The sequence below is a fragment of the Runella sp. R0.1_18 genome (assembly GCF_057652155.1).
On the sequence record NZ_JBYFCK010000003.1, the window covers coordinates 523,075 to 536,792 of the forward strand.

The following is a 13,718-nucleotide window of genomic DNA, read 5'->3' on the forward strand; positions in this document are numbered from 1 at the left end:
TTATTCAACAATCAATAAAAAGCCCTTCGTCGGGGCGATTTCCAAAAAGTCATCTTTGGAGAATGACTGTCCCTGTTGAAAATTTTTAATGGTAAGAATCCTAAATTTTACCTTTGCGGGATCCATTCCAATGGCTTTCCAGTCGATATTCAGCTTTACTTTTACGGTTTCGGGTGCCCACGATGCCACCGAAATAAGAGTTTTACCTCGCAATAAAGGGATAATTAATGTACGGATTAATCGGGTTGGCGTGGTGAACGTTGGTAATCTTGATGCCCGAAGCCAAATCTTTCAACGAAGGCGCAGGCTTATTCCCATCGTGATAATAACGATTGGTAAATTGGTCATAGGTATCTTGTTTTTTGACGGGAGTGAGCAAGAGACGAAACCCAAAGTCAAGGCTTTCTCCTGCGTTCATCGTCCGTTCTCCCGAATAAGTGGTCGCAATTGTTTGGTTTCCAGTGCTTGACAAACGAAAACCTCCTTTGTTGCTATTGTACCATGACGACGGAGGCGCTGGATGATAGAGATTCAATAGAGGCCCCGTATAATTGGCTCCCAACATCTCACACTGTAACCCCGCCTTCACAGAACCAATCCAATACGAGTCCTGTGGGCCTTTCCATTTCCATTGGTAATCAGCGGGGCAAAAGCCACCAGGCAGTCCCATGCCCATAAAATAAGTCGCATTGGTTTTCTCGACAGGAATCTCTAACCGAACGTCTTTTATGTTCAGCGATGTTTCTGTTTTTAAGCGAATATTATAAAGCAATGTTCCATCAAACTCCATTCTTCCGTCGCACAGAAGATTGAATCCGCGACCTTTACCTTCGGCCACCCACGAGACCACACCCTTATTGTTTTTGGTAAATCGAAGGGAGGAAGGAGTAATTTTTTCCACTCCCGCCTCCGTTTCGACCACAAACACTAAGGGGTTACGTAGCAAGTGTTGTTGATTGACCCTCATCGACTCAGGAAAGCCCGATTCATTGAGCGACACTTCGCCCATGAGGTATGAAATCTTTTTCCCGACTCTTTTTAATGCCGTGTAAGGGGCAACGGGTTGGTCATCAATGCCTAAAGTTGAGTTTAACCAACGCAGTCGAGAATGCCGCCAAGGCTCGCTATCCCCTCGGTCGGGCAGCTGTTGGTTGATTACGTCTATGATGACTTTTATCGTTTGCAGTGCTTCATTTTCGGCCGAGATTGTCACGTCAAATGACTGTTTTCCCAGTTTTTCGGTAGGTGAAATATCCACCCCAAACCAAAGCGGCTGGATTTTTCCTTGGGCTACGTCCACCTTTTTAGAGAACGGATGCCCGTCGGCGTCGATGCCTCCCGTGTTGAAACAGGTTACTTTATTGCTCCCTGAAAACGTCACTTTGAGGTTTTTTAGCTCCTTTTTAGCCGCAAAAACGGCAATCTGAAACGCGTAGTATTCGTTGCGGAATGCCTTGCCATTAAACACATTGGAAGATTTTTGCGCCACCCAACGATAGGGTATATTTTCGGTCATTCGAACGGGAAACTTCCTATCTTCGGGAAAAAGTAGGAAATTTTTATTCTCATGCTCAATCAGCGCCGTTCGCTCCGCTTGGGTCGCGCCCACTTCCATCGGATAAAAACTGTCAAAAGCTGTCCGTGATTCTATTTTCAACACGGGGGCTTGCGGAAGCGACTTTGCCTCAAAATCATTGGTCAAAAGTCGATGTTTTTCGACCCACGCTTGGTTGGGTTTGTTTTCAGGGATTAAATACTTTCCATCCCACCAACCCACGTTCTTTTTTCCCGCAAAAGGCATGTAATACACGTAAAAAACACCTGCGTGGGTCGGTTCAAATACAAACTCACCAACTTCGTTATCTATTCTAATCCGATGAATGTTTATGACTTCTTTTCCATTTTCATCGGTGATTAAAAGCCGTTTTTCTTGCGGGTTCGCATCTCTTCGACGCCATTGGATTTTTGTATAAACGGCCTCCGTAGGCTGGGTTACGCTAATGACCACGCGGTGATTTCCATAGTCTTCCTGCCAAGGCGTGGTGGCTACAGCATACGGGTGAATTTGGGCTTGCAGTGTTCCAAAAGCGAAACACAAAAAAGTAAAAAAGGGTATGATTGATTTCATGAAGGCGTGGGGTTAAATGAATCCTTCCAAGGTTCGGTTGAGTCAACCCTGCCAAGGTTCAAAACCTTGGCAGGGTTATCGTCAGACCTTCTAAGTTTTTAAAACTTGGAAGGTCTATTAAGGCTATTACCAATCCATTTTTACAGACGATTTATCCATGTGCGAAGTAGCTAATACAGGCTTCCAGTCGGCGGGAAAAGAATTGTCAGTGAGGGTGACATCTTTGCATGCTTCAATTTTGAATGTAGTTTTATCGGCCGTAAAATCTACCGTTTTTGACGAAATGATTTTGTTGTGGCGAAACACCAAACCATCCACGCTTTTAGCTGAAAGCAACGGAGCTACTGAAGTTTTGAAAGTATTATTTTCGATTCGAATGTTCCGATGAACATAAAAACCATTGACTAAATCGTGGTTTTCGGGGGCAATTGCAATCACATAACTGCCTGGTGTTGAATTATATCCACATTCTTCAAACACATTATTACGAATCACTACATCTTGCACGGGACCAGACTCAAACCAACTCGCGGCATCGTCAGCAATGAGAATGGCGTGCATTCCTGTTTTGTAAAATTGATTATTTTCAATCACCACTTTACGGCGCGTGGTCATCAAAATCCCGCGCGTATTTGTCCGTTCAAAGCGACAATTACGTATCGTCACTTCGGGCGTCCAAGTGAGGTTTTCGATGCACCGCCCCACCGCCACGTCAGCAGCAAAAGGCTTGTCGGTTTCTATTTCCATCTCCCGTTTGTTTTTCAAGACAGCGTTTTTAAGTTTGGCATAAGCGATGGGTTGCAGCGTTTTTGGGTTCACAATCGCAATGCTATCTCCTTTAAAAAATGCCTCAAAACCGTACGTTTGGTGGTGCATAAACCGCACCGTGAGTTTGTTAGAACCCGTTTTGGCTACAATCTGCAAATGCGTTCCGTGAACATTGATGGGGTCATCGTGCGCACCTGAAGTGAAACAACTGTCAACCAATATTTTACCCTTACATCCCGAAAAATGAAAACAGTCGGCAAAGGCACTGACAATCCGCCCCGATTCGACACGAGGCGCCACGCTGACTTTTCGGATGGTGATATTTTCGGAGAACTGCGATACTACGCCCAATCCGTGCATGTAGTGCAAATTGATGTTGTGCAACAACACATGCTGACTAAGCGTGATAAATCCACCGCAATTGTCGCGGTAGGTATCACGAATCGACAGCCTCTCCCCTGCTTTTAATTTCATTTTGGAAAAGTCACCCGTAAATACTACCTCACCCCGTTGTTTTTCTTCCGCTTTGCTCTCCAAAAACGCCCTAAACGAGTTATATTTCATGGTTTGGTCAGTTTCATTGAAAACAATGGTGTGGTGATTATTGCTTTTCCAACCTTCTCCGAAAAAGCCTAATTTCCCATTTTTGATAAAATAACGCGTGTCAGGGTGCAGCTTGGCTTCTACTTTGGTGGGCGATACCGACGTCAGTACCAACTCACTCATGGTGGGCCGCTCGTAGTCAAAAGAGAGGTTACGAATTGTAACAGTTGAACATTTAAAAAGGGCAAAAGCTACCATTTTTCCATGCAAGTAAATCTGCGTTCCGTTGCCTTCAATCGTCAGGTTTTTGAATTCTCTCAGCAAAAAAGCGACGTTTTTCACCTTCGGTAAGGTATCCTTTTCCGTGCTGTTTGAAATATAAATTTCCTGTTTATAAGCACCGTCGGGCCACAAATCCAAACGCCCACCTGGCAATACAAGCGTAGCGTTGGGGAGTTTTCGGCACTGTTCAATGGCTCTGACAAGTGCGGGGCTTGCGTTTTCGTAGCTGTCAGACTTGGCTCCAAAGTTGCTTAAAAGTACCCGTTGTTGGGCAAAAGTCATTTGGCAGAAGAACAGCATTAAACACAAGCCGAGACACTTTAATTTATGGTTATTCATGGGTTTTCAGATGGGATTTTTGTTGTTCTACCGAACCGTCGGTATCCATTTCGAGGGAGTTAATCCCCTCAAAATGAACACCTCGGCTGTACGGATAATACCGTCGGGCAGTGCGCCAAATTTCGTCACTGAAACTTGGCTAAATGAAAGAAAAGTGTGAATAAAGAAAACTGTAATTAGTATAACGCTTCGTCGGAAAGCCATAGAAAATAAAATTGAACACATGAAAATAATAACAATCAGGTCTGAAACTGCCCATAAGCACTCAATCAATCAAAACGGCTTCGCCAGCGCCAAGTGTCAGCATGACCGAATTTGCCTCCACCTTTACCTTTTTTGATAATTGTAGTCCCTCTGTTGTTATCAAAGACACCGAAAGTTGCTTTTTTCCCCGAAAAGAGGGGGGAAGTTTCCATGCGCGATTTTGGTAGCCACTTTTACTGTAAGCAACCACCGAGGGCTTTTTCAACCACAAGGCAGGCACAAAAACATCATCGTTTTCGGCCAAAACAGCCTCTCCTGCTGCCAGCGTATAGGCGTTTTGTTTGAGCGTTGCGATGGTATTCTGAGAAAAATGAACCGATTTTTGGGAGGCATTATTGACGACAAACTTTCGTTCGAGGCGGTTCAAATAATACCAAATCAGGGTTTTTGTGCAAAATTGTGGTAAAAACCCCATCAACTGTTTTGGGTCTTTCACCACCACATCCTCCCCGTGCATACTTGTCCCAAACAGTTTCCCCCATTCGGAATTATCTTGTCCACCGCAGTAATAATTTGCGGGCCACTTGAGGTATTTATCTAGCCCCGTAAACCACCAAGCCATTGGCTGATAGCCCTCAAACGACGATTCGCGTAGAAAATCGACACCCTCGCAGGTAACATCAATTCCTTTGGAAGCCCAGTAAAGAAAAATCTTGCGCTGTGCCGCCGTTTCGTCTTGTACTGTATTACCCAAAAATGGACTAATTGGCCCCTTATCAAGCGTTACTTTATATTTTCCATCAACCAGCTGAGGCACAGGCGGCCACGTATGAAAGGCGTCAATGTGGATGGTTTTGGCATTTTGAATCGGCAACATTTGGCACAGTTGATCGATTCGTTTTTGGGCAAAACCCATCTCCCATTCACGCGCCAAACTAATCGGATAGCCCCATTCGCAGGCCCGCAGGGTTCCGTCGGCGTTACGCGCAATGATGTTATTTTTTACGTAGGTCTCCCACAAAGGACTGTCTTCGTAGGCATCAAACATATTGATGTGGAGGCTCACCACCGTATGGTACTTGGTAGCTTCTTTCATCAACCATTTCAAACTTTCCAAGGCTGTTTTGTCTTCAGGGCGTTTTAGGCGCTCATTCACTTCAAACCACGCGGGGTATTTGGAATCATGCCCGTTGTATTGCCAACCCACGAGATAGACAATTTTAGGAATCCCAAGGGTCAACTTATCCATTTTTTTGATGACCTCCAGGGCTTGTGCGAAAGTCAGTGCCACGTCAGATGCGCCGTTGTCTTTCCGTTTAAATTTACCATCATACAAGGCTTGCGACAAAAACAATTTCATTGTCAAAGTTTGGTCGTAACGATGTTTTGGTTGAATTACGGCTTTCAAATCCGTCGGATAACTGATATGAATCGTGTCTTTTTGCTGGGCAAAACCCGCCGCAACCGCCAGTTGAAGCGTTAAAATGAGGGTCAAAACCTTCGATTTGGTAAAGGGTAACACTGGTTAAAATAACGTTTTGGGTGAAAAATAAGGGAGAAGGAAAGCTCCCTCTCCCCCTTCAGTTGAATCAAATCTACTGAATCTATGGAAACTTAATTGTTAAAATTGCCAATCTTCACTACCCAAACGCGGCTATCGCCATTAGCTGCTGTGATTTTGTACTTACGTGGTTGGGAAAAATCACCTGGCAAACCTGGCTGCGGGGCGCCTTCCAAAGGCTCCATGGTAGCAGCGGGCGAAATATTGGTCATCAGTACCAACCGATTTTTGGACACTTTGGCTTTTTCTTCGGCCGTAAATGACCCCGATGCCGCAGGTACAGTTACGTTAAAAATCAAGGAATCAAGCGACGCCCCAGCCGTACTTTCTTTCCGCTTAAATTGCTTTTGAGTCAGCGTAAGCGTCACATTCCGCACCACAGGGCTTCCCCCCGACATTGCTTTGGAATCTTCAAAGCGATACTCCATAAAAACCTCCGTGATAAGGGCATCCTTAAATTTGGGCAAATTATCTTCCAGTCCATATTTGAGGCAGGAAGACAAGCTCAATGCCATTCCAAGAATCAGCAAATACTTCATTTTATGTATTGTTTGCATTGTCTTTCTCATTTATTTGTGAACGTTTACCAGTTAGGGTTTTGCGTCATCGCCCCGTGGCGTACAATTTGCGAATTTTGAATCGGCAACAAGTAACGGCGCGTTTCGTCAAACAAACGCTGGTCATTGAGTTGGAAATTAATCACTTCGATGCGGTAGCCTTTGCGCGTTGCGTTGATTTCCATGTACGTCGGTTTTTCCAAAAATTCGGCAATTTTAGCCCCAGGAGCTGCGCCTCCGTTGGCACTTCCACCGTATTTACCCCAGCGCAATAAGCTCCAGTAATAGTCTTTTTCTTTGAAAAGCTCTACCCTGCGCTCGCGCTTATAGTCTTTCCAAGCATCTTCGGCGGTAGTAGCCGTCGAGGGTGGCAAGCCTCCGTGGCCTTGACGAGTGATGTTAAGCGTCGTCACAGCCTCCGCAATTTTGTTTTGCATCAGCAACGCCTCCGCTTTGTTCAAATACACGCGCCCCATTCGGAAAATCACCCAGTGATAATCCACCGGCGTGTTGAAAAAAGGCCGTGGAGACACGTTATAAATTCCTTTGCGGAAATAAGCATTGGTGATTTGGGTACAACAGCCCGAGTTCAGGCTTCCTTTAATCATTCGGTTCAGGTTTCCGTTGCGGTTGGTTGTCACCAGTTCACCGTACCAAGCCGTTGAGTCATAGACAATAGACGCCGCCAAACGCTTATCGCGGTTGTTATAAATGATTGCATTGATACTTCCCGAACCCGTCACTACGGCACTGTCGAGGAATGACGATTGTTTTTTGGTTACATTTTTCAAAAACTGCGACGATTGATCCCATTTCACCGCTTTGGAAGGGTCGGCGGCATCAATGACCAAGTATTCGTCAATGATGTTTTGGGTTGGAGAATATTTACCCCAATCCTCAAACACTTTGTCCAATTTAAACAGTGGCGTGGCGTTCCGCAATTTGAGGTCGTCGTTGTTCACATTGGGGATGGCCTCTTGCATATCTGCAATGTTTGATACGACGGTATTGGACTTGTCGCGGTAAGTAGCGAGCAAGATTTCGGGTGAAAACCGCGCTTTTTCGTTAAACATTCCTTCGTAATCGGCCTCCAACGGCTTGCCCGTTGCAATGACAGCATTGGCCGCGTCAATGGCTTTTTGGTAATAGGTATTATCCCCCGTGTAAGCCGCCGCTTGCAAAGCTGCTTCAGATTTTAAGGCATACGCCGAAGCCTTAGACGCAAGCCCCGCTGGCGACGAAGCAGGCAGGCCAGCAATCGCATCGTCTATATCTTTCATAATCAAGTTATAGGTTTCGGCGATGTTGGCCGTTTGAGGCAACGCGTAATTCGTTTCGTTTTCGGTCAATACTTTTTCCACCCATATTACCCTTCCAAAACGACGCGCTAGCCAGTAGTAGGTCATGGCCCGCAAAAATTTACCATGCGCTACCAATTCTGCCTTATCTCCGTCGCCCAAGGCAGTTGAAGCCGTTGCTTTTTCAATGATGAGATTACAACTACGAATTTTGCTAAATTGGTTAAAACCGTAATCGTCGTCTCGCGTAATTGACTCTCTTGTAAAGGCGTTTCCATCACTTTGGATGACATTACTGGTTCGAACTTCGTCTTCAACGGTGTTGGTATATAAACCTAACACTGATGAATATACGCCGTTGACAAAAAGCATGGCGTTGCCCTTCGAACTCCACACCGCTGTCTCATCAAATTTGTCAAACGGTCGGGTGTCGTCCAATTGCTTACAAGAGTAAATACCAACACAAAGGACTGTTAGTATCAATACTATTTTTGTGATATATCGTTTCATTGCTTTCAGTTGCTTTGAGTTAAAAACCTAGATTTACTGATAAGGCATACACACGTTGCGACGGGTAGTCGTAGTTGTTGTTACTTCCCGTTTCGGGGTCAAGGCCGTATTGCTTTATCTTCGAAAACGTGAGTAAGTTGGTTGCACTCAACGTCACTCTCAGGTCTGAAATGAATTTTAGGTCTTTGGAAAGATAATTTTTAAAGTTGTAACCTACCTGCAAGGCTTTCAAGCGCAAATAGCCCGTGTTTATCACCCAAAAATCGGACGTCACGGCATTGTGCCCACCGTTGACGGCTGCACCCGAAATCAAGCGCGGGAATTGCGAATTGCCCGCTCCTGGCTCCCAGTGGTTTTTGGTTTGAAACTCGTAGCGGATATTGGTTGAATAATTACTCTGGATGACATCGCCCAAATAAATACTACGTTTACCGCTGCCTTGCCAAAGCATGTTCATAAACCAACCTCCGTACGTTAAATCGGCCGTGAAACCGTACGTTACCCGTGGAAATGCTGACTTCCCTACTCTTCTAAAATCATCGCCATCAATTTTTCCATCGCCATTTACGTCTCGATAAATAATATCACCAGGCGCAACGATTGATGCCATTCGGCGCGGGCTGTTCATGATGTCGGTAGAGTTTTGGTACAAGCCTGCCGACAAATAAGCCGTTTGTAAGAACCCAATTTGATGATATGAAGTCGTATTGGGGTTTTTGAGCGTTGTGCTGTCCTCGTTGGGGTTTACTTCCCAGAGTTGGTCAAATTTTACAAAATTTGAGCCCAACGTATATTTCAACTTCCCAATGTTATTGTTGTATTTGACCGTAAAGTCAAAACCTGCTCTTCTAAACGCACCGTTTGATTTGCGGGTCGGTAAGGCCGTTCCAAGCGGGTCGGTGTACCCCACACCCGAAGGAGAAGCCAAGTAGCCCGTGGTACGCAAGTAAAAATAGTCCAAACTTCCGCTGAGTTTATTGCCCAACGTTGCAAAATCAAAACCTGTGTTGAACGATTGTTGGTCATACCAACTGATGTCGGGGCTTGGAATGCTCGGGGCATTGAGGCTTGGTTGAAGTACGCCACCTACCACGTAACCACTGCCTGTGGAGTAACCTGGTACGTAGGCAAAGCTACTCACGCCTGAGTTTTGTCCTACTGAGCCGTACGATATTCTGGCTTTCAAGAGGTTAATGATGTTTTTTTCCATCAAACTTCCCATAAAGTTTTCGTGGGAAATGAGCCAACCCAAGGCCGCACCAGGAAAAAATCCTTTTCTTTTTCCTGCGGGAAACAAGTCGCTTCCGTCGTATCGAAAACTTCCTTCAAACAAATATTTCTCTTTGAAATCGTAACGAACGCGTCCTAACCAACCATTTCTAACGTTTTCAAAACTAGAACCGTTGTTGATAGCCGTTGACTGCGGCCCCGCAAAAATCTGGTCAATCCCAAACACGTATGAGTTACGCCCCGTGCTGAAATTTTCGTTGTAGCCGTAGGCTTCTTCGTAGCCAAACATGGCCGAAACGTTATGGCTGCCAAACTTTCGTTCGTAGTTTCCAAACCCTTGCAATACATAATTATAACCCGTTGTTGTCGAAACCGAAAGGTTGGGCTGGTTCGAGCTGGCGGGTGTCGAACTACCAATGCCATATTGGGGCGCAGTGATGTTCCATGATTTGCCAAAAGCCTGCACCTGACTCAAGTTTCCGTTGGCACGAAACGACAAGCCTTCTACGCCTGGCACTTTCCAGTCAAGGTTCAACAAGGCATTCAGATTGCGGTCTTGGTTGCGAACATAGCCACTGCGGGGGTCGATTTCGACAATGGGGTGATCCCCTTTGTTGGCGTATTTTGTACGTTCCAAATCGGCATAAGCTTTGTCGGTAGGTGGTGCATTTTGGATGTGGCTCCACACCGCAAAATAACCACTCCCATAGCCGCTCGCATTGTCGCGGCGGGTTTCGTCCACCCCGTAAATGGTCATGCTGGTTTTCAAGCCAATTTTGGCAAAATCGCCCGTTAAGCTCAAGCGATAGTTATATCTTTTCAACCAGTTGGTATTAAATTGATACAACGTTCCTTGGTTCAAATAGCCCAATGAAGCGTAGTATTTGATTTGTTCATTGCCTCCGTTGAGCGACAAATTGTGGTGTTGCTGCGGAGCAAACTCTTTCAACACAAGCTTTTGCCAATCGTTGTTTGGAAAATTGAGGGGGTCGGTTTGATCGCGGTATTTTTGAACATCACTTTCGGCATATCGCCCCTGATTGCCTTCTTTTACATCCACTTGATTGACCAACGACACCAATTCGTACGAGCTGATTTTGCGAGGCAAATACGTAGGTTGCGACAAATCTTGTCCAAAGTTGTAGTTGATCGAAAGTTTTTTGTTGTTTCCTCTTTTGGTCGTTACCAATACCAAGCCATTCCCCGCCGCTACCCCATAAATCGCCGTGGCGGGGCCGTCTTTAAGGAAAGATATGTTTTCAATATCGTTGACCCCGAGGGTTTGAAATTGAAATTCAGTAGAAATAATGTCGTCGATGACATAAACGGGTGTGCCGCCTCCCCTGAGCGAAATCGAAGGTTTTTTCCCAGGACCGCCACCGCTGTTGGTGACAATAATACCTGGAATACGCCCCCCTAAGGTTTCTCCTACCGAAGAAGCCCCAAGGTTGGTGATTTTTTCGGCTTCTAAGGTTGAAACAGACGTAATATTTTTTTCCTTTTTAATCGTCCCATAGCCAACCACTATCACCTCCTCAAGGGCCTTGGTGTCGGTTACCAGCGCTACCTTGATAGTGGTACGATTATCAATCAAGACTTCTTGGGGTTTGTAACCAATGTATGAAAAGACCAAAATACCTTTCCCATCGGCAACGCTAATTTCGTAATCGCCATTGGCGTTGGTGGTTGTCCCACGGGTAGTTCCTTTAATTGTAATGCTTACCCCTGGCAATTTTTCGCCTTTTTCGTCGGTGACGGTTCCTTTTACGCCCCAGTCCACATTAGCAAGCACTTGTGGTTTGGACGACTCTTCATTTTCGTATAAAAAACCCGTTTTCGGGCCGATTTCTTTGCGTAGCACAATTTTCTTGCTCACTACTACATACTTAATACTCAGTGGTTTGAGCATTTTATTGAGTATTGTAGAAAGCGATTCGTTTTTTTCGCTCACACTTACTTTCTGATTAAGATTTAGCGTGCGCGAATTGTACGAAAACTTGACGTGGGCTGTTTTTTCAATTTCAGACAACGCATTTTCAAGGCTCACGTTGTTGAGAACAAGCGTTACTTTTGAGTCAAGCATTTCTTGCCCTTTCGCGGGCATGGCCATTGCGATTCCCACAAAAACAACAGCAAGTATCATTTGAAACACCGATATTTTCACGATCTGAAAAAGGAGCCGTTGGTGAATAAAACTTTTTTCCATACTTTTGATTGTTAATTTTAATACTATTAGACTGGTATTGACATGACATTCCCGCCCTTTGCAGAGGGTTGAGGAAAACTAGAAGCGTTGGAATGTTGCAGCATTTCGACGCTTTTTTTTTGCTACTTTTTTAGTGCATAGACAAGGGTTTAGGGGTGGTTAGTTACATCCAGATGAAATAATTGTTACCTGATTTCCATTCATTTCGTAGCGTGTATCACTTCCTAAGCTTTCACAGATAATTTTTAGCTTTTCGGGAAGTGGTTCATCACTGAGGGATGTTGTCATGTAGCAATCTTTCAATTTTTCTTTGGGGTATTCAATTTTGACCAAATACGCTTGTTCGATGGTCGTAAAAATCTGCTCTACTGGTATATCACGAAACTCAAAACTCAACTGTTCGATGGTATTGGTTGAGGCGATAAGCGGTTTGTCTTGGGTAATGTCCAAGATTTTCTCAAACGAAAGGTTGTTCCGCACAAAACGGGCCGCTTGGTTGGGCAAAAGCATGATTCCTTCTTTGGTAGCCGTTTGTATTTCCTCGTTGGGCATCACTTTTACTTTTCCCGTACGTACTACCACTTCTACGTTGGGCTGAGAAGGATAAGCGATTACCCGAAAACTCGTCCCGTAAACTTTGGTCACGACTTCGTTGGCATATACATAAAAAGGCTTGCTGGGGTTTTTGCTAATTTCAAAAAAAGCCTCTCCCGAAAGGTAAACTTTTCGTTCGTTGCCACTAAATTCTTTGGGGTAGCTAAGTTTACTTTTAGGCTGTAATAGGACCGAACTGGCGTCGGCAAGGGTAATAAGTTGCGGCTTATTTGAATTATTGGTTTGTTCTATCAATCCTTCGGTATCTTTCTCCACCAAGTCTTTATAGGTAATGACCGCCTGTGCTGGATTTTTTTGTACCAAAAAATAAGTCATTGCTGCTGTTCCAACAAGCAACACCGCCGCCGCTACCCGAAACCAACTCATTTTCCAAATTGGCTTCTGGACTTGTTGCGTCTGCGTCTGTATTGCTTCCCAAGTATCCTGTAAGCTTTGTTGTATTTCTTGGGCCGAAAGCTCAGTTTCTTCTATTTTCATTGACAAAACCCATACCCTAGCTTCGGCGACTAACTTCGCCCTTTCTGGACTCTCCAAGGTCCATTCTTCCCAATGCGTATGGTTTTCCTTGAACCTGACCCAGCGCTGGAAAGATTCGTCGGAAAGAAAGTCTTCAACTTTGGTGTATAAATCGCGTGGTTGCATCTAAAAATTAATTTCAAATGCAGAGAGGACAGCAGGTTTAAAGAGTACTCACTTGTTTAGATTTTTTTTTGAAAAAATTTCACAGAGCAAGGTAACCACCGATTATGAGAAGCGAAATCGTGCCTTTCCACTCCTTACGAAGGTGTAAAATAGCGCGGTGAAGCAGATTTTTAACCGACTGATGATTGATTTCTAATACCTCAGCGATTTGCTCCAGCGATAAGCCTTGGTGGTATCGAAGGTATAAAGTTTCTTTTTGGCGAGGTGGTAAGGTATTGAGAAGTTGATTGAGCTGGCGAACTTCCAACTCCAACGTTTCATCGTTTATCATGGAATGCTCAATCGAAAACTTGAGCGAAAATTCAAGGTCTTCCAATGGAGTCGTTTGCCGAAAAATGCGGTCTCGTTCATACAACCGCGCGATGCGTTTGCGCACACTCGAAAATAAATAGGCTTTTACCACCACTTCATCACTGAGTGAATGCCGATACAGCCAAATATCCACAAACACATCTTGAACACAATCTTTGACTTTCTCGTGCGATGGCATTAAAGTCTTACCATAATTTACCAAAGGGTTCAAATACTTCTCAAACAGCGCAGAAAAGGCGGCTTTGTCATCAGCAATCAACTGATTCCAAAGCTTCAAATCGCTTATGATTTCGCTATTTTTTTGAGGAAGAGGCACCTAAAACTGCTTTTTTGGTATTTTTATGAGCAAATGTAGAATATTTTCAATACAAAAAAGCAATCCAATGTGATTTTATTTAATATATTTTATTAAACAAAGCTTATATATTATTAAATTTTAATTTTTTTATCAGGTTGAACGCAT

The 13,718-nt window shown here is 44.5% G+C and carries 9 protein-coding genes; all 9 read right to left on the reverse strand.

The window, feature by feature from the left end; genetic code table 11:
• Entirely contained in the window at positions 1 to 189 is a 189-nt protein-coding gene (locus AC23P2_RS07605; protein ID WP_487772630.1) for a hypothetical protein, read from the reverse strand.
• Between the two features lie 13 nt (positions 190 to 202).
• Positions 203 to 2,128 (reverse strand): glycoside hydrolase domain-containing protein, encoded by a 1,926-nt coding sequence (locus AC23P2_RS07610; RefSeq protein WP_487772631.1) that lies wholly within the window; start codon positions 2,126 to 2,128, stop codon positions 203 to 205.
• 126 nt (positions 2,129 to 2,254) lie between these two features.
• On the reverse strand, positions 2,255 to 4,060 hold the full coding sequence (locus tag AC23P2_RS07615) for a right-handed parallel beta-helix repeat-containing protein (protein WP_487772632.1): 1,806 nt from the start codon (positions 4,058 to 4,060) through the stop codon (positions 2,255 to 2,257).
• Positions 4,061 to 4,325: 265 nt separating this feature from the next.
• Positions 4,326 to 5,786: an endo-alpha-N-acetylgalactosaminidase family protein gene (locus tag AC23P2_RS07620; RefSeq protein ID WP_487772633.1), complete on the reverse strand. Its 1,461-nt coding sequence runs from the start codon at positions 5,784 to 5,786 to the stop codon at positions 4,326 to 4,328.
• Positions 5,787 to 5,878: 92 nt separating this feature from the next.
• Positions 5,879 to 6,382: a DUF5018-related domain-containing protein gene (locus AC23P2_RS07625; RefSeq protein WP_487772634.1), complete on the reverse strand. Its 504-nt coding sequence runs from the start codon at positions 6,380 to 6,382 to the stop codon at positions 5,879 to 5,881.
• A 26-nt stretch (positions 6,383 to 6,408) separates the two neighbouring features.
• Positions 6,409 to 8,190 (reverse strand): RagB/SusD family nutrient uptake outer membrane protein, encoded by a 1,782-nt coding sequence (locus AC23P2_RS07630; RefSeq protein WP_487772635.1) that lies wholly within the window; start codon positions 8,188 to 8,190, stop codon positions 6,409 to 6,411.
• A gap of 19 nt (positions 8,191 to 8,209) precedes the next feature.
• The gene (locus AC23P2_RS07635) at positions 8,210 to 11,626 is read right to left on the reverse strand and encodes a TonB-dependent receptor (protein ID WP_487772636.1); all 3,417 of its coding nucleotides are present in this window, start codon (positions 11,624 to 11,626) and stop codon (positions 8,210 to 8,212) included.
• 159 nt (positions 11,627 to 11,785) lie between these two features.
• A complete protein-coding gene (locus tag AC23P2_RS07640; RefSeq protein WP_487772637.1) occupies positions 11,786 to 12,883 on the reverse strand; it encodes a FecR family protein in 1,098 nt (365 codons plus the stop codon).
• Positions 12,884 to 12,962: 79 nt separating this feature from the next.
• The gene (locus AC23P2_RS07645) at positions 12,963 to 13,571 is read right to left on the reverse strand and encodes an RNA polymerase sigma factor (protein ID WP_487772638.1); all 609 of its coding nucleotides are present in this window, start codon (positions 13,569 to 13,571) and stop codon (positions 12,963 to 12,965) included.
• Between the last annotated feature and the right edge of the window lie 147 nt (positions 13,572 to 13,718).

Coding starts and splice junctions, on each gene's coding strand:
- AC23P2_RS07640 (WP_487772637.1), bottom strand. CDS start 12,883: ATGCAACCACGCGATTTATACACCAAAGTTGAAGACTTTCTTTCCGAC.
- AC23P2_RS07610 (WP_487772631.1), bottom strand. CDS start 2,128: ATGAAATCAATCATACCCTTTTTTACTTTTTTGTGTTTCGCTTTTGGA.
- AC23P2_RS07615 (WP_487772632.1), bottom strand. CDS start 4,060: ATGAATAACCATAAATTAAAGTGTCTCGGCTTGTGTTTAATGCTGTTC.
- AC23P2_RS07635 (WP_487772636.1), bottom strand. CDS start 11,626: ATGGAAAAAAGTTTTATTCACCAACGGCTCCTTTTTCAGATCGTGAAA.
- AC23P2_RS07630 (WP_487772635.1), bottom strand. CDS start 8,190: ATGAAACGATATATCACAAAAATAGTATTGATACTAACAGTCCTTTGT.
- AC23P2_RS07625 (WP_487772634.1), bottom strand. CDS start 6,382: ATGCAAACAATACATAAAATGAAGTATTTGCTGATTCTTGGAATGGCA.